Genomic DNA, 23,145 nt, shown 5'->3' with positions numbered 1-23,145 from the left:
TACTATGGTTAGCCTCGCCAGAAGGTTGGCGTAAACAACACTAACAGGGTGAATATTTCTAAACGACCAAATACCATCGCAATAGTAAGTAGCCATTTTGCCGTATCAGAAATCGCTCCGTAATGAGCAGCGACTTCACCTAAACCTGGGCCTAAGTTATTTAAGCAAGCAGCTGTTGCTGAGAATGCACTGATGTTATCCATGCCGGTGCCCATCAGCGCCAACATGATAATGACAAACACCAAAGCATACGCAGAGAAGAAGCCCCAAACAGCTTCAACAACTTTATCTGGGAGTGCTTTTCGGCCTAATTTAATTGAATAAATAGCCCTTGGATGCACAAGACGATTAAGCTCACGAATACCTTGTAAGTAAAGTAGGAACACCCGCACAACCTTCATACCACCACCGGTAGAACCAGCACAGCCGCCAATAAAACTTGAGAAAATAAGTAAAATAGGTAGGAACAGTGGCCATGCTGAGAAGTTGTCTGTCGCAAAGCCTGCGGTGGTACTCATTGATACCGCTTGGAACATAGCTTGGTCGAGAGTCTCGTCACCATCGGCATAAATATTATTTGATGAAAGCACAGTAAAGCAGACAATGACCAATGCTAATTGAATCAATAAGAACACTTTAAATTCAGGGTCGCGTAAATAAACACGAATATTGCGTGAAGCTACCGCCGCATAATGCAGCGAGAAGTTAATGGCTGCGATCAGCAAAAACACGACACAGATAAAGTTAATTAATGGGCTATCAAACTGCCCCATTGATGCATCGTAGGTAGAGAAGCCACCAATCGCAATTGTAGAGAACGCATGACAGATTGCATCAAACCAATCCATACCTGCAGCCCAGTACGCAAGCGTACAAGCAATCGTCAGCGATACATAAATATACCAAAGATGCTTTGCAGTATCGGCAATACGCGGCGTCATTTTTGAATCTTTAACCGGACCAGGTGTTTCTGCTCGGTATAGCTGCATACCACCGACCCCTAGCATAGGCAGTACCGCGACCGCGAGTACGATGATCCCCATACCACCTAGCCACTGCAGTTGCTGGCGATAAAAGAGAACTGATTTAGGTAGGTATTCTATGCCCGTAAGTACGGTAGCCCCTGTGGTTGTCAGCCCAGAAAAGGCCTCAAATACCGAGTCAGCTAAGGAAAGATTAGGCTCTTGTAAGAACACTAAAGGCACCGCAGCGAAGGTACCTAGTACTAACCAGAACAAGACTACAATCAAGAAGCCTTCACGGGCTTTAAGATCACCATGCTCATGACGGTTTGGATAATAAGCTGCTAAACCAATCACAACACTAAAAATGAAAGCGAGAACGAATGGCACACCACCACCGTCTTTGTAGATCAAAGACACCAGTGCCGGTGGCACCATAGTGATACTAAATAACGCCACCAGCTGGCCGAGAATTTTTATTATGGTACGAAATTGCATCTAGGCGTATCGCTTTCTTATTAAATGTTTAGCTAATACAGTTTATTGTCTTACAGCCTTAATTGTAAGTAAACGGAATGTATTATTTTTACATTTCAAACTTTTCTGACTTTTAGGCTAACTCCGCCATGAGTCAATTCATGGATATCATCAATCGCTTGCTCTGCCTGACGGCTATCGATTTCAATTTGCCATGTGATGTTCTCTGCAAATTGTTTTTCGATATTAAGCACCTGATACTGATTTTTTAATAACTGCTCAATTGCACCTTGTACGCTGTAATCACTTTGACCAACCAGTTCAACACTCGGTACCTTGGTAATGGTTTTAAGCTCTCGCATGGCATTATTTAAACTACCGCCGTATGCGCGAACTAGCCCACCTGTACCAAGCTTGATGCCCCCGAAATAACGGGTTACCACCGCTGTAATTTCACCAATACCAGAGCCTGTTAATACATTAAGCATTGGCTTACCTGCTGTGCCATTGGGCTCACCATCATCAGAAAAACCATACACATGGCTGCCACCGGGGTTACCCGCAACATGTGCCCAGCAATTATGACGAGCATCGCTGTATTTATCTTGAATCTCTTTGATAAAGGCTTTGGCTGCCGCAAGATCTGGGGTGTGGGCAATATGCACAATAAAGGTGCTTTTTTTGATTTCTTCTTGGTAAAAAACCGGCTCAGCCGGATATTGGTATTCAGACATAATTGCTTATCTAAAAAAAATGGGGCCTATTGGCCCCGATATTCACTAACCTTTATCGTTAATCTAAGTGTAGATCACGAGTCATGTTTTCTAGGCTATCTTCATGAACGATAATATTATCTTCAATACGGATACCGCCAAATGGCTTAAACTCTTCAACTTTTTCCCAGTTAATAAACTGTTTGTTGTCAGTTTGCGCAAGGTCACCTAATAACGAGTCGATAAAGTATAAACCAGGTTCAATAGTAAATACTTGGTTCTTTTCGATTAAACGAGTGCAACGTAGGAACGGATGACCTTCAGGTGGTGCTTGGTGCGCACCTGTATCATCAGCCATAAAACCACCCATATCGTGAACTTGTAAACCAAGGTGATGACCAAGACCATGCGGGAAGAACGTTGACGTAATACCGCGCTCAACAATTTCAGCGGCTGGTAACTTCACAATATTAAAGTCGCTTAGTACTTGCGCTACACGCTGGTGACAATCTAAATGCAATTCACCGTATAACAAGCCAGGTTTTAATGCTTTACCTAAAGCGATTTGATGCTCAGTCATTACTTTAATTAAATCGCTAAACTCACCTGACTTTTTAAAATCATAAGTACGTGTGATATCAGCAGCATAACCATTAAAGTTTGCACCTGCATCAATAAGGAAAGAATGATGCGTTTGCGGCGCTTTAGGTTCAAAATGCGTGTAATGTAAAATTGCACAGTTCTCATTTAGTGCAACGATATTACCGTAAGGCATCTCGTTTTCACTCTGGCGGGTAGCCATAAGGTAAGCTTGTTGAATATCAAACTCTGAACCACCAGCAAAAAACGTATCACGTGCTGCTTTATGGCCATCTACCGCGATACGGTTAGCTTGTCGTAAACACTCAAGCTCGTACTGTGTTTTATAAGCACGATGAAAATGAAGGTAGTTCATAACTGGCTCTGGGTTCATAATACTAAAGCCCAGCGCTTGCGCTACTTCTAGGTATTCACCGATATAGGCAAACTTTTCTTTATCGTAAGGCAGTAGCTTTTCTACCTGATCTGGCTGTACTAATAATTCAATATCAAAATACTCAGCCCAAAAATCACGTGGTTCATCAGGTACTTTATGCCAAAAGTCGACAGGACGATAAAAAATCAGTTTCGGCTTAGATGCACCATCAACCACAATCCAACAATGCGGGTTGTCGATCACTGGTAACCAAGCTTTAAATTGCGGATTCACCTTAAACGGATAATACATGTCATCTAAAAACTGACGTTTAGCCTGACCTGAGTGAATTACTAACCCTTCTAAACCTTCACGCTCTGTAATTGTACGAGTGCGTTGTTGCAAGGTTGCAATATGTTCGGCGTATAACACCGCTAATTTATCCATAGTAAACCCATCTTTAGTAAATTTAACTTGTTAGCAGTCTATCATAGCCAGCACCATCCCCCAACTGAGGGAGGATAGTGTGACAAATCGAGTTTAACCACCCATCGACATATCAAGAATTGGCGCTAGAACATTGCCATCGCGTCCTAATCGAGTGTGATAAACCTGTCGGTAAGCAAATACGTTCTTAACGTAGTTTCGTGTTTCTGTATAAGGAATTAACTCAATCCACAGTTCAGCTGGCATAGCTTGCTCTGGGATCCAGCGTTTAATGCGATGATAACCCGCATTATAAGAGGCCGTTGCCAGGATTTCGTTGCCATGATTTTTCTTTTTCAAATACTGCAAATACTCACTACCAAGACGAATATTAGTACGAGGCTGGTATAACTGCTTACGCGACACTGAACTCTTATTCATATATTTAGCAGTGCTTGGCAACAGCTGCATTAAACCATGAGCATTGGCATGAGAACGCGCATCGGGCGCAAAAGAACTTTCACGGCGTGAAATTGCAATGCTCCAAGCAACATCAATATGGCTGCGACTGCTATATGTTGCAAATACATCTTTGAAAGCAAATGGGAAACGTAAGTCGACATAGTCCCACTCTTTTAACTGCGCCAAGGTATAGATAGTACTGTCGTACCAATCAAGTTCAGCAGCAAGTAATGACGCAGCAAGCTTTTCTTCTTTGGTTGATGTACCCGTTAAATAATTCCACTCACGACGCGCAGATGTAAAGCGCTCAAGCTCATATAAAGCACGAGCTCGCTTAAAGCCTGGAGCATTCGCCACTTCAAGCTTTAGCTTATTACTAATATTTATCTCTTTATTATTTAAGCTAACCGGAATACCTAAGCGTGCAGATGCTAAAAAGCCGTAATAATCACGCTCTTTAGCCACTGTTTGCCAGATTTCACGAGCACGCTCGACTTCACCACGTTGATTTAAGCTATATGCCAACCAATATTGTTGACCTAGGCTCAGGTTTTCTTTGCCTGTAAAAAACGCCACAATGCCAGACCAATCTTGTCTCTCTAACATATTGCCAAGTTGCCATTGCATTAACTTTCTAGTTTGACGGTCTTTAGGCACTTTATTTAACCAAAAGCGCGCTTGTTGGTGGCCACTTGAAGCAAGCGACAAGGCAAAGCTGTAGTAAACATCCGCTTTTTGCTCGTCTGTGTAGTCGAACATGGTTTCGAGCTTTTCCCAGGCACGCAGTGCAAGGTCTTTATCTCGCCATACTAGGCGCTTAACTCCATAAATCGCAATCTGCCCTTCTTTAGCAGATTTTTTCTTGTAGCGATAAAGGCCCGCTGAAGCACTCGGATCTTTGCGTACCTTTAAATATAAATCAGCTAAATATTGGTCAGCACGAGGCAGTAATGTTTTTAAGTATGGAATTAAGCTTGATGAGCCCCCTTCGGCAGCCAAGCTAATGCGCTGCCAAACCCGCTCTTCGGTCTGGTACCCTTTTTTCTTCCAAAGAGAGAACAACTTATCGCACTCTTTTGGTTGTGATTTTCCTACCACCCATAAATCAGTCACTTGATTCATGATGGCTTTTTCAGGCGCACCTAAGTCCAATTGAAAACTTAAATAAGGACAGGTCAATTCGTTATTGCTTGTTTCGCGATAGTTACGAATATAAGCCGCTTTTTTGTTGTACTTTTTTAAGTAATTAAGCCATGCCTTACGTACAGGCCACTCTAGTGGCGTGTTTTGGTAAACATTGAGGTAGTTTTCGATTTCTGTCTGATGTTTAAGGCTCGGATTACGTTGCCAATAAGCCTTTTCGACATAAGGCTTCAAAGGGTGATCAAGCCCACTTGCCGCCTCTTTCATGTCTTGATAATCACCGTAACGCGCCTTTTTTTCTGCTTTTAAAAAAGCGTCATGTTTATCGTTGGCTTCAGCTGCAAAAAAAGGAAAAAGTAATGCGGCAGCTGTCCAACCAAGGAGTTGTTTTTTCATGATGACCTTTAACAAAAATTAAAGAATTAATAACAAAAAACTTCTCCTACACCTTAGCACCAAACCAGCTATATTTTAACCAATCGCGATAAAGCGCAGTAAATTTTTCGTTGCATTTTCATTTTAAAGCAAGCACACTGATTGAAATGCAAACTCATCGTACCAGTCTTAGTTAATAAACTAGGGAGAATAATAATGTTATATAAAAGCGATTCATTTGAAGTTGCTTTCATCAAGGACAACATCGCCGAGTTTAAGTTCTGTGCAGACGGCTCAGTAAATAAACTTTCGCAGCAAACCTTGCAAGATTGCGCTTTAGCATTAAAAGAATTGGCAACAAACTCAGATATCAAAGGCATGGTGTTCACCAGCGATAAAGATCATTTCATTATCGGTGCCGACATTTTCGAATTTTTACCTACCTTCACTAAACCTCAAGAAGAACTTGTTGCATGGATCAAAAATGCAACTGACGTTTTTGATGCAATTGAAGATTTACCTTTCCCAACGCTAAGTGCTGTAAACGGCATGGCGCTTGGCGGAGGATGTGAGTGGGCACTTGCTACCGATTACCGCGTTGCTAGCTCTAACGCTAAAATTGGCCTACCTGAAGTTAAACTAGGCATCATGCCTGGTTTTGGTGGTACAGTTCGCCTTCCACGCCTTATTGGCGCTGATAATGCGATGACATGGATCACTACAGGTAAAGAAAACCGCGCTGCTGATGCCCTAAAAGTAGGTGCCTTTGACGCGGTAGTTAGTGCTGACAAACTTTTAGAGTCAAGTATTGCAACACTTGAGCAAGCAGTTGCTGGCAAGCTAGATTGGCAAGCAAAACGACAAGTAAAATTACAGCCACTGAAAATGAACCGTGTTGAGCAAGGTATGAGCTTTGCGATGGCTGAAGGCATGGTAATGGGTCAGACAAAAGGTCACTACCCAGCACCTGTTATGGCTGTAAAAACAATCAAAGCTGCAGCAAACTGTGAACGCGCTGAAGCAATGGCAATTGAAAACGCTAACTTTGCTAAATTAGCAGCAACAAGCGAAGCTGCTGCACAAACAGGTATTTTCTTAGCTGACCAATACATTAAAGGTAAAGCGAAGAAGCAAGCTAAACACAGTGAACTTGAGATCAAACAAGCAGCTGTATTAGGCGCAGGTATTATGGGCGGCGGTATTGCATACCAGTCTGCTTATAAAGGCACACCTATTATCATGAAAGACATCAACCAAGATGCACTTGATTTAGGTATGGGCGAAGCATCTAAGCTACTTGGCAAAAAAGTACAACGTGGCCATATGGCGATGGATAAGATGGTTGCTACCTTAGGCAAGATTAAACCAACACTAAACGATGCGGACCTACAAAGTGCAGACATCGTTGTTGAAGCTGTGGTTGAAAACCCTAAAGTGAAGCAAGCTGTTCTTGCTGGTCTTGAAAAAGACTTACCAGCGGGCACTATCCTAACTTCAAATACCTCAACAATTCGTATTGACGAGTTAGCATCGGCACTTGAAAAACCAGAAAACTTCTGTGGTATGCACTTCTTTAACCCAGTGCCAAAAATGCCATTAGTAGAAATCATTCGTGGTGAAAAAACATCAGAAGCAACAATTAATGCCGTTGTTGATTACGCATTAAAACTTGGTAAATCACCAATTGTTGTAAACGACTGCCCTGGTTTCTTTGTAAACCGCGTACTATTCCCTTACTTTGCAGGTTTCAGCAAACTTGTTGTTGAAGGTGCTGACTTCACTAAAGTTGATAAAGTGATGGAAAATGTATTTGGTTGGCCTATGGGTCCTGCATATCTTCTTGATGTTGTAGGTATCGATACAGCTTACCACTGTACTGGTGTAATGGCTGACGGTTTCCCTGAGCGTATGGCTCGCCAAGATAAAGACCCTGTTACTGTATTTGCAAACGAAAAACGCTTTGGTCAGAAAAATGGTGCAGGTTTCTACCAATACGCGCCAGACCGTCGTGGTCGCCTGAAAAAAGCAAAAGATGCAACAGCAACAGAGTTACTAAGTGCTATCACTGATGCACCTAAAGATTTCGACAAACAAGAAATCATTGACCGTTGTATGATCCCGATGATCAACGAAGTACTACTTTGTTTACAAGAAGGTATCGTAGCGTCTCCACAAGAAGCTGACATGGCGCTAATTTACGGCATTGGTTTCCCTCCATTTAGAGGCGGTGCATTCCGTTACTTAGATCAAACTGGTTTAGCGAACTTTGTTGCGGCAGCAGACAAATACGCTCACTTAGGTGCGATTTACCAAGTATCAGATGAAACTCGCAAGTGGGCCGAAGAAGGCCGTGTATTCTATAAGGTGGAAGGATAAGAAACATGAATAATCCAGTAATCGTAGATTGTATCCGCACACCAATGGGTCGTTCAAAGAACGGCGTATTCAAAAACAAGCGTGCGGAAGATTTAAGTGCTCACTTAATGAAAGGTTTGTTAGACCGTAACTCAGCCGTTGATCCAGCATCAATTGATGATATTTACTGGGGCTGTGTACAACAAACGTTAGAGCAAGGTTTTAACATTGCTCGAAACGCAGCACTACTAGCCGGTATTCCTCACTCAGTACCAGCTGTTACAGTTAACCGTTTATGTGGTTCATCAATGCAAGCATTACACGATGCAGCACGCGCTATTATGACTGGCGCTGGTGATACCTACATCATTGGTGGTGTTGAGCACATGGGTCACGTACCAATGACTCACGGTAATGATTTTCATCCAGGTTTATCAACGTCTGTAGCACAAGCTGCTGGCGTAATGGGTTTAACTGCAGAATACCTTGCTACGCTTCACGGCATTAGCCGCGAGCAACAAGACGAATTTGCTTACCGTTCGCACCAACGTGCACACGCAGCAACAGTTGAAGGTCGTTTCCGTCGTGAAATCCTAGCAATGGAAGGTCATGATGCAGATGGTTCTTTAATCTTAGTTGAAGACGATGAAGTAATCCGTCCAGAGACAACTGTTGAAGGCTTATCGCAACTACGCCCTGTATTCAATCCAGCATCAGGTAGCGTAACGGCAGGTACTTCTTCTGCACTTTCTGACGGCGCGTCAGCAATGCTTGTAATGAGCGAAGAGAAAGCAAAAGAACTTGGTTTACCAATTCGTGCGCGTATTAAATCAATGGCTGTTGCAGGTTGCGATCCATCAATCATGGGTTACGGCCCAGTTCCAGCTTCGCAAAAAGCACTTCAACAAGCAGGTATCACTATTGACGATATCGATGTTGCAGAGCTTAACGAAGCGTTCGCAGCACAATCTCTACCAGTATTAAAAGACTTAGGTCTGATGGATGTGGTAGATGAAAAAGTTAACCTAAATGGTGGTGCAATTGCACTTGGTCACCCACTTGGTTGTTCTGGTTCACGTATTAGCACAACGCTTGTTCACCTAATGGAAGACAAGAACGCTAAATACGGTCTAGCAACTATGTGTATTGGTTTAGGCCAAGGTATTGCAACTGTATTTGAGCGCGTAGAATAACGAGCTCACACCAAACATCTTGGTGATAAAAAGGCGCACTGAATTGCTCAGTGCGCCTTTTTTATTTGCTTTGCTTTCGGTTATTGAAACTGGCAGCAATAGAAAGTTAAAATAGCCGCTTATTAATCGTCTCTTTCACCTAAAAGGTCAGCCATGAGTTTTGATAATCCCGATCACCAATTAGATGCACTTGGCCTTCGTTGTCCAGAACCTGTCATGATGGTGCGTGGCGCAGTACGAAAAATGAAAGATGGCGAAACCTTACTGATCATCGCCGACGACCCATCAACCACTCGTGATATCCCAAGCTTTTGTACTTTTATGGATCACACACTTGTGGCTAAAGATGTAGAACAATCACCGTATCGGTACTTGGTGAAGAAAGGGTTGTAACGAGCTTGTAGGTTGGGTAGAGCGAAGCGAAACCCAACGTAACTGCAAGGTGATAGCAAAAAATTAAAGTTCGTGAAATTCAACTTTTAATCGAAATTAAACTACTCTTATCATTTAACATTCAAGGATGAATGTATGCGATACAGAAGAATATTAATCCCCGGGGGCACCTATTTCTTTACTCTAGCGATTGCGCAAAGAAACTCAGCACTTTTAACTTCAAACATCACTCTGCTACGTTCAGCTTATAAAAGTGTGGCTAAGTCACACCCTTTTAAAACACTTGCCATTGTCATTCTTCCAGATCACTTACACGCTATTTGGCAACTACCCGTTGGGGATTGTGATTATGCAAAACGGTGGCGGTTAATTAAGTCTAATTTTTCTAGACAGCTAAATAATTACGAGCATAAATCGCCTAGCCGTATTCAGAAATGTGAACGAGGTATTTGGCAGAGACGGTATTGGGAGCATTATATAAAGGACGAGCAAGACCTAATGAACCATATTAATTATATTTACTTCAACCCTGTGAAACATAAATATGTGAATCAAATTGAAGACTGGCCATTTTCGTCTTATAGGAAATTGAGTAAGTCATCTGCTTTTAATTTGTCAGGTGATGAGTTAGATATCGCACTTAATCTTTATGAAGATTGATGAGAGGTTGGTGCTTTGTTCTAACGCTAGCCTAACTAGTGTAGGTTGGGTTGAGAGCAACGAAACCCAACATGTTGTAGGTACTTTTCTTCTGCGATATATCGAACACTCCCGATAGCAAATCCGTGAAGGGTTCGGTATCGTAGCTACTCTTCAAGGTGAGTGTATGCGTTGGGTTTCGCTCCGCTCTACCCAACCTACCAGCGCAGAGCTTTACTTTCGAGTTACTGTCACTTTTGGTTGATTACTATTGCGGTAATCAAAGCTCACTACATACACGCCTTTTGCAGCGGGTTTAAAGCTAAAATAATTGTAGATGGTATTACAGTCGGCATTGGCGGCTTGGCCTAGAACCAATGATTGCCCTGCTGGGTCCATATCACTGTAACCACAGTTATAGCCTTCGCTAAAATCTGCATCCGCTACTTTGAATTCATAAACCTTACCTGGTGTTGAAAACTTAACGTCGGTTTGGAATATGCCCGGTGCAACTTGCTCTAATTGATACTGCGGCTCGGCATCCCACAAGGTAAAATCACCACGTAAATACATAGTACGGTCAAGCTCTTTGCTTGGCAGAATATCGTCAATGCTTGGCATTTGCATTTGGCTAGAACAGGCAGTTAATAAGCCTGCTAATGCTAAAGTAATTACACGTTTCATTACTGTTCCTTTTGCTACAAAAAAGCCAGCACTGAGCTGGCTTTTAATAATTGGCTACTGCTTACTTCTGGAGTACAGAAATATCAGCAATATCTAAAAACAGACGGCTTAGTTGGCTTAACAATGCTAAGCGGTTTTGTTTAACTGCTTCGTCATCAGCCATTACCATGACGTTATCGAAGAAGTTATCAACACTCTCACGGATACCCGCAAGTTGTGACAATGCTTCTTGGTAATCGCCATTTGCATATAGAGGTGCAAGCTCAGTTGCAAACTTAGCAACGTGTGACGCTAATAGTTTTTCTGCGTCATCGCTTAATAGGCTCTCATTTACATCACCTTGTGTTGTGATGTCATTTTTAGCCAAGATATTGCTTACACGTTTATTTGCTGCTGCAAGCGCTTCTGCTGCGTCTAATGTACGGAAGTGACTTACCGCTTTAACACGGCGGTCGAAATCAACTGGTTTAGTTGGACGACGTGCTAACACTGCTTGAATGACATCAACTTCAATACCTTCATCTTGATACCATGCGCGGAAACGACCTAACATAAACTCAAACACATCTGTTGATACGTTTAGGTTCGTTAGCTTTTCACCGAATAGCGTTTGCGACTTAGCAACAAGGTCTAAGATATCTAACGGTAATGATTTTTCAACCATGATGCGTAATGCACCAATTGCTGCACGGCGAAGTGCAAATGGGTCTTTGTCGCCTTTTGGCGCTTGACCAATACCAAAAATACCCACCAGCGTATCAAACTTATCAGCAATTGCTACTGCACAGCTGATCACATTTGTTGGTAAGTTATCACCCGCGAAGCGAGGCATATATTGTTCATTTTGCGCTAGTGCAACTTCTTCAGCTTCACCGTCGTGACGAGCGTAATGCATACCCATTACACCTTGCACGTCGGTAAACTCCATAACCATTTCGGTCATTAAGTCTGTTTTACTTAATAAACCTGCTCGCTTAGCAAGCTCGGCATCGGCACCTAACTGCTCAGCAATGTAACCGGCAAGTTCACTAATACGCTCAGATTTATCTTTCAGCGTACCAAGTTGCTTTTGGAATAAAACGGTATCTAGCGATTCTAAGCGACTCTCTAGCGTTTTCTTCTTGTCTGTTTCGTAGAAGAACTGTGCATCAGCTAAACGAGGACGAACAACTTTTTCGTTACCAGCAATTACCACGCTTGGATCTTTACTTTCGATGTTTGAAACAAATAGGAACTTATTAAGTAAGTTGCCATCTTGGTCTAATAACGGGAAGTACTTTTGGTCGTCCTTCATGGTATAGATAAGCGCTTCTGAAGGAACATCTAAGAATGCTTCTTCGAATGTTGCTGTCAGCGTTACTGGCCATTCAACCAAGGATGTTACTTCTTCAAGTAAGTCTTCATCCATCGCTACTTTAGCATTTACAGCGCTAGCTGCTGCTTCAATTTGTTCGCGAATTTGTGCTTTACGCGCTTCGAAGTCAGCGACAACGTAAGCAGATTTAAGAACATCAAACACATCATCAGCGTGGTTAATTGTTACTTTTTCTGGATGATGGAAACGATGACCTTGTAATTGGTTGCCAACTTGCTTACCAAGGATTTCGCCTTCAATGAGCGTGCTACCAAATAAAATAGTCGCTGTGTGCACAGGGCGAATAAATTGTGTTTTATTTGCACCCCAACGCATTGGTTTAGGGATAGGTAATTTAGCAAGTGCTTTGTTTACTGCATCACTCATAAGCGATGTAGTTGCTTGACCTTCAACCTGTGCTTTATGTAATAACCAAGCGCCTTTATCTGTTTCTAGTGTTTGTGCATCGCTTACATCGATACCACAACCACGAGCCCAACCCATTGCTGCTTTAGTTGGATTACCATCGGCATCAAAAGCGGCTGCAACTGCAGGACCACGCTTTTCTACAACCTTGTCACTTTGCTTAGCCTCAAGTGCAGTAACACGCAAACCTAAACGACGTGGTGATGCGTACCAGTTAACGCCTTGATGATTTAATTCTAAGCTTGCAAGCTCAGCTGCTAAGTTCTCAGCAAACGACTCAGCAAGTTTACGAAGTGCTTTCGGTGGCAACTCTTCTGTGCCAATTTCTACTAATAAATTTTCTGCTGACATGCTAATTCTTAATCCTTACAAAGCGGGAAACCAAGAGCTTCACGGGCATCATAGTAACTTTGTGCACATGCTTTAGATAAAGCACGAACACGTAAGATATAACGTTGACGTTCTGTTACTGAGATAGCGTGACGTGCGTCTAATAAGTTAAACGCATGTGATGCTTTCATTACTTGCTCATAAGCTGGTAATGGTAAGCCTGCTTCAATTAGCTTTTCGCTTTCTTTTTCACAGTGATCAAACTGTGCAAATAAGAACTCAACATCCGCTTGTTCGAAGTTATAAGCTGACTGCTCTACTTCATTTTGATGGAATACATCACCGTATGTCACACGACCCATAGGACCGTCTGCCCATACTAGGTCATAGATACTATCTACGCCCTGAATATACATTGCTAAACGCTCAAGACCATAAGTGATTTCACCGGTTACTGGTGAGCACTCTAAGCCACCTACTTGCTGGAAGTAAGTAAACTGAGTTACTTCCATGCCGTTTAACCAGATTTCCCAACCTAGACCCCAAGCACCTAATGTAGGCGACTCCCAGTTGTCTTCTACGAAGCGTACTTCATCAGTTAGTGTATCGATACCAACAGCAGCTAAAGAACCTAAATAAAGCTCCTGGATGTTTTCTGGTGATGGCTTTAATACTACTTGGAATTGGTAGTAATGCTGTAAACGGTTCGGGTTTTCACCATAACGACCATCAGTTGGACGGCGGCATGGTTGAACATACGCGCTCGACATTGGCTCTGGGCCAATCGACTTTAAGAAAGTTAACGGATGAAATGTCCCTGCTCCCACTTCCATATCGAGTGGTTGAGCAATCACACAGCCTTGCTGTGCCCAATAGTCCTGTAAAGCCAGGATCAAACCTTGAAAGGTTTTAACGTCATATTTTTGCATATTTGGCTTATAGTATCTGGTGCGTTTAGTCTGAAAATTGCTCTCAGTATACCTTGTGTGCAGTAAGGTTTTAAGCAGTTTGTGCTTTTTCAGCAATAAAAAAAGGAGCCTGTAGGCTCCTTTTTTAATTCTTAATTTCGCGTTATACGTCTAGGTTAACTACACGTAGCGCATTCGTTTCGATGAAGTCACGACGCGGCTCAACTTGGTCACCCATTAGAGTCGCAAACAATTGGTCTGCAGCTACTGCATCTTCAATTGTTACTTTCAACATACGACGTGCATCTGGGTCCATAGTGGTTTCCCAAAGCTGATCAGGGTTCATCTCACCGAGTCCTTTATAGCGTTGGATATAAAGGCCGCGTTTCGATTCATTGATTAACCACTCTAATGCATCCACAAAGTTATCAACAGCAAGAGTTTTCTCACCGCGTTGAACATATGCCCCTTCTTCAAGTAAGTTAGCAATGTTTACGCCTGTCGCTGCAATGCGTTTGTAGTCACGCGATGTGATGAAGTCATGGTTTAGTACATGTGCTTTATCCACACCATGCTGACGAATATTCACAACAGGATAATACATGTTGCGCTCAGTATCGTGCTCAGTGCCCGCATGGAAGATAGTTGCATCTTCATCACGTGCAATTAAGTCGTCAACTAGTGTGTTAGTCCACTCTTTAACTTTTGCTTCATCTGCTAAATCAGCTTCGGTAATTTCGCTTTGATAAATTAAACGTTCCATAATTGAATTTGGATATTTACGTTTTAAACGTTCAATCACTTTAACTGTATTTTGATAATCGTGAACGATTCTTTCTAGTTCTTCACCTTCAAGTGCAGATGCACCTTCGCTTGTATAAAGTGCAGCATTGTTTAATGCTAATGATGTTAAGTAATCAACAAGCGCTGGGTCATCTTTAATGTAGCGTTCTTGCTTACCTTTTTTCACTTTATAAAGTGGTGGTTGCGCAATATAGATAAAGCCTTTTTCTACAATCTCTGGCATTTGACGGTAGAAGAAAGTCAGTAGTAAGGTACGAATGTGAGAACCATCCACGTCCGCATCGGTCATGATAATGATACGATGATAACGTAGTTTTTCTGGGTCATATTCATCACGACCAATACCACAACCTAATGCAGTGATTAGAGTTGCTACTTCTTGAGAAGAAAGCATCTTATCAAAGCGTGCTTTTTCTACGTTAAGAATCTTACCTTTAAGTGGCAAAATTGCTTGGTTTTTACGGTTACGACCCTGTTTAGCTGAACCACCTGCAGAGTCACCCTCCACTATGTATAGTTCAGAAAGTGCTGGATCTTTTTCTTGGCAGTCAGCCAATTTACCTGGTAAACCAGCTAAATCCATTGCACCTTTACGGCGTGTCATTTCACGTGCTTTACGCGCTGCTTCACGAGCTCGTGCTGCATCAATAATTTTGCCAACAACTGTTTTAGCATCAACTGGGTTTTCTAATAAGAACTCAGTTAATTTTTCTGCCATTGCTTGTTCTACAGCAGACTTAACTTCACTTGATACTAGTTTGTCTTTCGTTTGTGATGAGAACTTAGGATCAGGAACTTTAACACTTACAACAGCAGTTAAGCCTTCACGAGCGTCATCACCCGTAGCATTGCTTGTTGTTTTCGCTTTTTTGTTAAAACCTTCTTTTTCCATATAGTTATTTAGCGTACGCGTTAATGCTGCTCTAAAACCAGCTAAGTGCGTACCACCATCACGTTGTGGAATGTTGTTAGTAAAGCAGAATATGCTTTCTTGGAAACCATCGTTCCACTGCATTGAAACTTCTACACTAATACCGTCTTCTTCACGCTCATGGGTAAAGTGGAAAACACTTTTATGTACAGGTGTTTTATTACGGTTTAGATATTCTACGAACGCTTGGATACCGCCATCATATTTGAAGTGGTCTTTTTTAGCCTCTTCGCGTTCATCGGTAAGAATGATACTTACACCAGAATTTAAGAACGAAAGCTCACGTAAACGCTTTGCTAAAATATCGTAGTGGAAGTTAAGGTCAGTGAATGTTTCACCACTTGGCCAGAAACGTAACTCAGTACCTGAGTCTGTTGCGTCACCAATTACAGCTAATGGCGCATCAGGTACACCCATAGTATATGTTTGTTGGTGAATTTTACCTTCACGACGAATTGTCAGCTGTAGTTTTTCAGAAAGTGCATTTACTACCGAAACACCTACACCGTGTAAGCCACCAGATACTTTATATGAGTTATCATCGAACTTACCACCAGCATGAAGTACCGTCATGATAACTTCAGCCGCTGAAACACCTTCTTCTTCGTGAATAGATGTAGGAATACCACGACCGTTATCTCTTACAGAGACTGAACCGTCTAAGTGAATCGTTACAAAAATATCATCACAATGACCAGCTAAGGCTTCATCGATAGAGTTATCAACAACCTCAAACACCATATGGTGAAGGCCTGTACCGTCATCGGTGTCCCCTATATACATTCCTGGACGCTTTCTTACTGCGTCTAATCCTTTAAGTACTTTAATACTCGACGAATCGTAATTCTCAGACATGGTTAATCCCACTTATCTTGTTATTAGGTTGCCATGTTTCACGTGGAACATTTTTAGTTCTCGTTGCATGGGTTCCACCACAGCAGAAATACTTTCAGATAAAATTGATGAGATAAAAAGTTGCGAATCGCAATGAGTCAAAAGTTGACCCACTTTTTCTTTTGTATCTTCACCCAGTTCTGAAGGTAAGTCATCTATTAGCAATATAGATTGCTTATCTGTTTCTGACTCAATTAAGCTATTTTGCGTTACTTTTAACGCATAAAGCAAGAGCTTCAATTGACCGCGAGAAAAGGTATTTTCTACACTGTTACCAGAAACACTAAAACTAAAATCAGCTTTATGCGGACCTTTACTTGTGAAACCTTGTTTGGCATCACGTTCAAAGCTTTGCTCAAGCGCCTCTGAGAGCGTTTCGCTCTCTTTCCAGCCCGCATGAAAGTTAATTTCTAAATCGCTTACAAGCGTTAATTCTGCACACATTTTATCAAAAAACTGCTGCTTAAACCTACTTATATACGCGATTCTTAGATTATTTATTTGTTCAGCTAGTCTAACAAATTCTTTATCCCAAAACTTGATCTGTTCGAAATAATCTCGAGGTTTACTTTTTAATAAAGCATTACGTTGCTTTAGTACTTTATTAAAAGATTGCCACAAGTAAAAAAAGTCATGTTCCACGTGGAACAATCCTAAATCGAGAAACTTTCTACGCTCTTTTGGACCGCCAAAAAACAATGAATAGCTTTCTGGAGTAATAACTTGTACCGGCACTAGCTGAGCTAATTCAGAGATTTTACGGCTCGTTTTTCCCTGAATCTTTAAAGACGTTTCACCCGATTGGTTTTTACTTATACCAATCGGAATAGACAAATCATGCAGCGCTTTGCGACCATGAATCACAAACTTGTCTTGTTGATGCTGAATGATATTTTTATGTTTGGCGGTACGAAATGATTTACCGTGAGAAAGGAAATATATCGCCTCAAGGAGACTGGTTTTTCCGCTGCCATTTTCGCCATAGATAATGTTTATGCCATTAACCGGCTCAAGTGTCAGCGCCTCAATATTCCGAAAATTATTGAGGCTTAAATGACTTAAACTCATATAAGCTTATAGGCGCATCGGCATTACAACGTACATAGCTTCTTCGTCACCTGCACCTTCAATTAGCGCACTGCTATTAGAGTCTGCAAGCGTAAAGGTTACATCTTCTGTTTTTAATGTATTAAGTACATCAAGCACATAAGAAACGTTAAAGCCAATTTCAAGTTCGCCACCTTGGTACATTACTTCAACCACCTCTTCAGCTTGTTCTTGCTCAGGGTTGTTTGCTGTAATTTTTAATAAACCTTCAGACAGGTTCAAACGTACACCACGGAACTTTTCATTCGATAAAATAGACACACGTTGGAAAGCACTGCGTATCCATTCACGATTAGCAGTAATTACTTTGTCACCACCACGCGGCAATACTCGACGATAATCAGGGAAACGACCATCAACTAGTTTACTGGTAAATGTAAACTCAGTATCAATAATACGAATATGGTTAGCACCAAATTGAATGGTTACTAGCTCATCATCAGCTACCATTAGGCGCATAATTTCTTGTACACCTTTACGTGGAATAATTAACTGGCGTTGCGTATTTAAAGACTGTGGTAATTGCTTTTGTGCAATTGCCAAACGGTGACCGTCTGTAGCCACTGTTTTAATATCTGCGTTATCAACTTCAAATGACATACCGTTTAAGTAATAACGTACATCTTGATTCGCCATAGAAAAGTGTGTGCTTTCTAAAAGTTTACGCAATTCTAAACGCGTTAGTTGAAATTCAACTTCACCATCCCACTGCTCAAGATTCGGAAAATCTTCAGCAGCCAGCGTAGTTAGAGAAAAACGGCTTTTACCACTTGTTAATAGTAACTGATGATCTTGGCTACTTAACGTAAGGTCTGAGCCATCAGGTAAACTTTTACAAATATCGAGTAACTTTTTAGCTGGTAAAGTTAATTGCGTATCTGTGGTATCTTCACCGACAAACACACTCGCCACTAACTCAATTTCAAGATCGGTACCCGTCATCGAAAGTTGTCCGTTTTCAACAACTAACAGTACGTTCGATAAAATCGGTAAGGTGTGCTTACGCTCAATCGCACCAGACACTTGAACTAAAGGTTTTAAAAATTGCTCTCTTGATATTGTTATTTGCATAATAAAGTCGGCCTTAAGATGACAAGGTTCTTATTAAGTTTTGATAATCTTCTTTCACTTCGTGGCTTTCGTCACGTAGTGATTTAACTTTACGACAAGCGTGTAAAACAGTTGTGTGATCACGACCACCAAAGGCGTCACCAATCTCAGGTAAACTGTGATTTGTAAGTTCTTTTGATAATGCCATGGCCACTTGACGTGGTCTTGCTACTGAACGGCTACGGCGTTTAGATAGTAAATCTGATACACGAATACGGTAATACTCAGCAACAGTGCGTTGAATATTATCTATCGTTACCAGTTTATCTTGCAGCGCAAGTAAGTCACGTAGCGCTTCTTTTACAAAGTCGATCGAAATCGGACGACCAGTAAAGTTTGCATTAGCAATAACGCGGTTTAACGCCCCTTCTAATTCACGCACATTTGAACGCAACTTTTTAGCGATAAAAAAGGCAACTTCGTGAGGTAAATTGATTTTACTTTGCTGCGCTTTTTTCATCAAAATAGCAACGCGCGTCTCAAGTTCTGGCGGCTCAATAGCAATGGTTAAGCCCCAACCAAAACGTGATTTAAGGCGATCTTCAACCCCTTCTATCTCTTTTGGATAGCGGTCTGAAGTTAAGATAATTTGTTGATTTCCTTCAAGTAAAGCATTGAAGGTATGAAAAAACTCTTCTTGTGAGCGTTCTTTATTAGCGAAAAATTGAATGTCATCGATCATCAATGCATCAACACTTCGGTAATAACGTTTAAATTCTTCTATGGCATTATTTTGTAACGCTTTAACCATGTCTTGCACAAATCGCTCAGAGTGCATATAAACAATTTTCGCGTCTGGCTTATTAGCCATAATACCGTTACCAACAGCGTGTAATAAGTGAGTTTTACCTAAGCCAGTACCACCGTATATAAATACAGGGTTAAATGCTGAACCTGGGTTATCTGCAACTTGAGTCGCTGCAGCTTTTGCTAATTGGTTTGATTTACCTTCAACAAAGCTATCAAAGGTGTAATTTTCTTTAATGTTTGATTTATAGCCTGATTTTGGTGCAGGCTCGACCGCTGCTTTTTCAGGTATTGGCTGTTGTTTTTCGGCAGTCTGTTGGGTAACAGGCGCGCTTGTTTCTGCTGCAGCCGGTGCAGATGCCACTTGGGCATTTAAAATAGGTTTACTACCAACATCAAAACGTAATTCAGGTGCTTCATCACCACAAATTTCAACGAGTAGTTCATTAATACGGTTTAAATACTTTTCTCTCACCCAATCCAAAACAAAACGGTTAGGTGCATATATAGTCAACGTATCTTCGGTACTTTCTGCTTGAAGTGGTCTTACCCACATACTGAATTGCTGTGAAGGCAATTCATCTTGCAATACATATAAACAACTTTGCCAAACCGACAGATACACAGTTAAACTCCCAGAGATTTAATTTTTATTCCCGTTCATCTTTAATGATGGAAAATCAAACATTTATTGCTAATCTTTGACCAACTTTCTTGGCCCAGACCGACTATTATGAAGGTACTTTATCCACAAGTACAAGATTGATTTTTATGAAAAATATGATCTCAGCAACATAAAAGAATAAAACACTGATTTTTAAGAAAATTATTTTTTAAGCTCGAACGGTGATCATAACAAATTTGCAGGCAGATCGCGATCAAATTCTACGATCGAATCGGCTTTTCCCAAGCTTTTATTCACTTTTTATACAGAGGCTGTGGAAAACTTCTTATTTATGATGATCCTATATGATCAGTTAAAAGGATCCTTTATAATTACGGCCTCTGCAGCGTTTTAATGATTGACTTTTGTTGTCTTCATCTATAATATCTCGCGCTCGCAATGGCACCTGTGCCAGGATCGCGACCTGCATAGGATGTTTTAACCTTAACCGATCGGATGGAATTGTTATGAAAAGAACTTTTCAACCTAGCGTTTTAAAACGCAAACGTACACACGGTTTCCGTGCTCGTATGGCATCAGCAAATGGCCGTAAAGTATTAGCTCGTCGTCGTGCTAAAGGCCGTAAAGTTCTTTCTGCTTAATATATAAGTGGAAGACTTTAGCTTCAGCAGGGAGTTACGTCTGTTAACTCCCTCGCATTACTCTCGAATCTTTAATGAACCAGCACGCGCTGCGACTCCTTTCTTTACCCTATTAGCTAAACGCAACGACCAAACTAATCCTCGATTAGGTCTTACGGTCGCAAAAAAACGCGTTAAAAAAGCCTGTCAACGTAATCGAATTAAACGACTTGCTCGCGAAAGTTTCCGTTTAAATCAACATAAACTCGATAACATTGATATTGTGCTTATGGTTAAAAGTGGTATTGATGAACAGTCCAACGAAGAGCTAACAAAGCAACTAAATAAATTGTGGCGAAAAATTAACGAACGCTGCAAGCCTGGTGCACCTAAACCACCACCATTTAAAAAACGCCCGAATAAATCAGCTAAATCTAATAAACAAGCCTGATAGCAATAGAATTACAGGCTTAATTAAGGTATCTTTAGCTCACCTTTTAATCATGCATTTAAAATTCTACGATGGGAATTTAAATTCATGGTATCCATTGACTAAATTAACGCAGGGGCAGACACATCATGAGGTTACTTAAACCACTTGTTGCTATTCCAAAGCGCTGTTTAGTCATGCTAATACGCGGCTATCAAAAATGGATAAGTCCACTATTAGGCCCGCATTGTCGTTTTAATCCAACCTGCTCTAGTTACGCTATTCAAGCAATTAATTTGCATGGAAGTGTAAAAGGCAGTTGGTTAGCTGTTAAACGCATATTAAAATGCCACCCTTTACATGCTGGTGGGGATGATCCCGTACCGGCAAAAAATCATATTAACCACCAACACGAGAAATAAGAGCTGTTATGGAATCGCAACGCACGTTTTTATTAATCGGCTTGATGCTTGTGTCGTTTTTATTATTTCAAGAATGGAATAACGACTACAACGCACCAAAGGCTGATCCAAGTGCCACAACACAAACACTAGGCGCAACAACACCAGAATCTGATGACTTTATTCCAGCATCATCTGACGGTGAAGTTCCAGCTGTAACGACAGCAAAGCGCTCAGTTATCGATGTAACAACTGATGTATTCACTGTTAAAATTGACACCCGTGGTGGTGACATCATTGAAACAGACTTACTTCAGTACGAAGAAGAAAAAGGCAGTAACACACCTTACATGCTATTAGGTGAGTTCGATGGTAAGCAATACTTCTCGCAAAGTGGCTTAATTGGTTTAAATGGTCCTGACGCAACTGTTGCTGGTCGCCCTGTTTATAAAACCACACAAAAAGCATTCACTTTAACGGGTGATGAGCTACGTGTACCACTTGAGTTTACTGACAGTAAAGGTGTGACGTTTACTAAAACTTATATCTTCAAAAAAGGCGACTACGCTGTAGATTTAGAGTACACAGTAAACAACGTAACAGCTGATCCAATTCAAGTTCAGTTATACACGCAAGTAAAACGCACAGTACAAGAAAAAGGTAGCTTAGTAGATCAAAACTACTTAGGTGGCGCTTATGGCTCAGATGAAGAGAAGTATGAAAAATACAGCTTCTCAGACATGGCTGATAAAAACCTTAATATCACCACATCTGGCGGCTACATTGCATTTATTCAACACTACTTTGTAAGTGCGTGGGTACCAAAGCAAGATCAGCAAAACACTCTTTACAGCAAACTTGTATCAGGTAATGCAGCAATTATTGGTGTTAAAGGTGAAGCAGTTAATGTACAAGCTGGTTCGCAAGCAACGCTTGGCTCAACTTACTATATGGGCCCGAAAGAGTCTGACGTACTAGAAGCAATTCACCCAGACTTAGACCTAACTGTAGATTACGGTTGGTTATTCTTTATCTCACAACCATTATTCGTATTACTTAAGTGGTTATACGGTATCTTAGGTAACTGGGGTCTAGCTATCATTGCAATCACGGTTATCGTTAAAACGGCAATGTACCCGCTTACTAAAGCACAATACACGTCAATGGCGAAGATGCGTGCACTTCAGCCTAAAATGGCTGCACTAAAAGAGAAGTATGGTGATGACCGTCAAAAATTCGGTCAGGCTATGATGGAAATGTACCGCAAAGAAAAAGTTAACCCTATGGGTGGCTGTTTCCCGCTGTTACTACAAATGCCAATCTTCTTAGCATTATTCTACGTATTCTTAGAATCAACTGAGCTACGTCATGCTGAATTCGTTTTATGGTTAAATGACTTATCAGCAATGGATCCATACTACGTATTACCGGTTTTATTTGGTTTAAGTATGTTCATTACTCAAAAGCTGCAACCTATGACGGTTACTGACCCTATGCAGCAAAAAATGATGACCTTTATGCCAGTGGTATTCTCTATTTTCTTCTTATGGTTCCCATCTGGCCTAGTACTTTACTGGTTAGTATCGAACCTTATCTCAATCGCACAGATGCTAATCATCTACCGCGGTATGGAGAAAAAAGGTATTAAGGTAAGAGGCTAAACTCTTAACCCAATAAAAAA

At 41.2% G+C, this 23,145-nt stretch carries 20 protein-coding genes; 8 read left to right on the top strand and 12 right to left on the bottom strand.

Annotated features, from left to right (window positions below; all coding sequences use genetic code 11):
* Window positions 1-8: 8 nt before the first annotated feature.
* The 5 genes from MTF66_RS35375 to MTF66_RS38675 all read right to left on the bottom strand — a co-directional run bounded on the left by MTF66_RS35375 (window position 9) and on the right by MTF66_RS38675 (window position 4,477).
* On the bottom strand, window positions 9-1,460 hold the full coding sequence (locus MTF66_RS35375; RefSeq protein WP_054563770.1) for a TrkH family potassium uptake protein: 1,452 nt from the start codon (window positions 1,458-1,460) through the stop codon (window positions 9-11).
* Between the two features lie 95 nt (window positions 1,461-1,555).
* Complete coding sequence (locus MTF66_RS35370) at window positions 1,556-2,173, bottom strand: YigZ family protein (RefSeq protein ID WP_248530091.1); 618 nt, start codon at window positions 2,171-2,173, stop codon at window positions 1,556-1,558.
* 58 nt (window positions 2,174-2,231) lie between these two features.
* Window positions 2,232-3,554 (bottom strand): Xaa-Pro dipeptidase, encoded by a 1,323-nt coding sequence (pepQ, locus tag MTF66_RS35365; protein WP_058583681.1) that lies wholly within the window; start codon window positions 3,552-3,554, stop codon window positions 2,232-2,234.
* 93 nt (window positions 3,555-3,647) lie between these two features.
* Window positions 3,648-4,352: a transglycosylase SLT domain-containing protein gene (locus MTF66_RS38680; RefSeq protein WP_350338392.1), complete on the bottom strand. Its 705-nt coding sequence runs from the start codon at window positions 4,350-4,352 to the stop codon at window positions 3,648-3,650.
* A 74-nt stretch (window positions 4,353-4,426) separates the two neighbouring features.
* Entirely contained in the window at window positions 4,427-4,477 is a 51-nt protein-coding gene (locus MTF66_RS38675; RefSeq protein ID WP_350338391.1) for a KxYKxGKxW signal peptide domain-containing protein, read from the bottom strand.
* A 1,252-nt stretch (window positions 4,478-5,729) separates the two neighbouring features.
* On the opposite strand from MTF66_RS38675, the gene fadB reads away from it, so the two are divergent.
* The 4 genes from fadB (at window position 5,730) to MTF66_RS35340 (ending at window position 10,114) form a co-directional block, all read left to right on the top strand.
* On the top strand, window positions 5,730-7,889 hold the full coding sequence (gene fadB / locus MTF66_RS35355; protein ID WP_248530090.1) for a fatty acid oxidation complex subunit alpha FadB: 2,160 nt from the start codon (window positions 5,730-5,732) through the stop codon (window positions 7,887-7,889).
* A gap of 5 nt (window positions 7,890-7,894) precedes the next feature.
* Window positions 7,895-9,061, top strand: a complete 1,167-nt coding sequence (gene fadA, locus MTF66_RS35350; protein ID WP_248530089.1) for an acetyl-CoA C-acyltransferase FadA — start codon at window positions 7,895-7,897, stop codon at window positions 9,059-9,061.
* Window positions 9,062-9,214: 153 nt separating this feature from the next.
* Window positions 9,215-9,454: a sulfurtransferase TusA gene (gene tusA / locus MTF66_RS35345; RefSeq protein ID WP_248530088.1), complete on the top strand. Its 240-nt coding sequence runs from the start codon at window positions 9,215-9,217 to the stop codon at window positions 9,452-9,454.
* A gap of 135 nt (window positions 9,455-9,589) precedes the next feature.
* Window positions 9,590-10,114, top strand: a complete 525-nt coding sequence (locus tag MTF66_RS35340; protein ID WP_248530087.1) for a transposase — start codon at window positions 9,590-9,592, stop codon at window positions 10,112-10,114.
* 213 nt (window positions 10,115-10,327) lie between these two features.
* On the opposite strand, the gene MTF66_RS35335 is transcribed toward MTF66_RS35340, so the two are convergent.
* From MTF66_RS35335 to dnaA, 7 genes are all read right to left on the bottom strand, one after another.
* Window positions 10,328-10,777 carry a hypothetical protein gene (locus tag MTF66_RS35335; RefSeq protein WP_054554787.1) on the bottom strand — a complete coding sequence of 150 codons (450 nt, stop codon included), beginning with the start codon at window positions 10,775-10,777 and terminating at the stop codon, window positions 10,328-10,330.
* Window positions 10,778-10,838: 61 nt separating this feature from the next.
* Entirely contained in the window at window positions 10,839-12,908 is a 2,070-nt protein-coding gene (glyS, locus tag MTF66_RS35330; RefSeq protein WP_248530086.1) for a glycine--tRNA ligase subunit beta, read from the bottom strand.
* A gap of 8 nt (window positions 12,909-12,916) precedes the next feature.
* Window positions 12,917-13,816, bottom strand: coding sequence for a glycine--tRNA ligase subunit alpha (gene glyQ, locus MTF66_RS35325; RefSeq protein WP_054554789.1), 900 nt, complete (start codon window positions 13,814-13,816; stop codon window positions 12,917-12,919).
* A 142-nt stretch (window positions 13,817-13,958) separates the two neighbouring features.
* Window positions 13,959-16,385: a DNA topoisomerase (ATP-hydrolyzing) subunit B gene (gene gyrB / locus MTF66_RS35320; protein WP_248530085.1), complete on the bottom strand. Its 2,427-nt coding sequence runs from the start codon at window positions 16,383-16,385 to the stop codon at window positions 13,959-13,961.
* 12 nt (window positions 16,386-16,397) lie between these two features.
* Complete coding sequence (recF, locus tag MTF66_RS35315) at window positions 16,398-17,492, bottom strand: DNA replication/repair protein RecF (RefSeq protein WP_248530084.1); 1,095 nt, start codon at window positions 17,490-17,492, stop codon at window positions 16,398-16,400.
* A 6-nt stretch (window positions 17,493-17,498) separates the two neighbouring features.
* Complete coding sequence (gene dnaN / locus MTF66_RS35310) at window positions 17,499-18,602, bottom strand: DNA polymerase III subunit beta (protein ID WP_217875400.1); 1,104 nt, start codon at window positions 18,600-18,602, stop codon at window positions 17,499-17,501.
* Window positions 18,603-18,615: 13 nt separating this feature from the next.
* Window positions 18,616-20,013, bottom strand: a complete 1,398-nt coding sequence (gene dnaA, locus MTF66_RS35305; RefSeq protein WP_248530083.1) for a chromosomal replication initiator protein DnaA — start codon at window positions 20,011-20,013, stop codon at window positions 18,616-18,618.
* 506 nt (window positions 20,014-20,519) lie between these two features.
* Between dnaA and rpmH the strand changes: the two genes are divergently transcribed.
* The 4 genes from rpmH (at window position 20,520) to yidC (ending at window position 23,125) form a co-directional block, all read left to right on the top strand.
* Window positions 20,520-20,654: a 50S ribosomal protein L34 gene (gene rpmH / locus MTF66_RS35300; RefSeq protein WP_045980711.1), complete on the top strand. Its 135-nt coding sequence runs from the start codon at window positions 20,520-20,522 to the stop codon at window positions 20,652-20,654.
* Between the two features lie 7 nt (window positions 20,655-20,661).
* A complete protein-coding gene (gene rnpA / locus MTF66_RS35295) occupies window positions 20,662-21,084 on the top strand; it encodes a ribonuclease P protein component (protein WP_058583673.1) in 423 nt (140 codons plus the stop codon).
* A gap of 128 nt (window positions 21,085-21,212) precedes the next feature.
* The gene (gene yidD, locus MTF66_RS35290) at window positions 21,213-21,485 is read left to right on the top strand and encodes a membrane protein insertion efficiency factor YidD (RefSeq protein ID WP_054563758.1); all 273 of its coding nucleotides are present in this window, start codon (window positions 21,213-21,215) and stop codon (window positions 21,483-21,485) included.
* An 8-nt stretch (window positions 21,486-21,493) separates the two neighbouring features.
* Window positions 21,494-23,125, top strand: coding sequence for a membrane protein insertase YidC (gene yidC, locus MTF66_RS35285; protein ID WP_054563757.1), 1,632 nt, complete (start codon window positions 21,494-21,496; stop codon window positions 23,123-23,125).
* The last annotated feature ends 20 nt before the right edge of the window (window positions 23,126-23,145 follow it).

It is taken from the genome of Pseudoalteromonas sp. 2CM39R, assembly GCF_023161845.1.
This window is presented reverse-complemented; position numbering and strand designations above follow the sequence as displayed.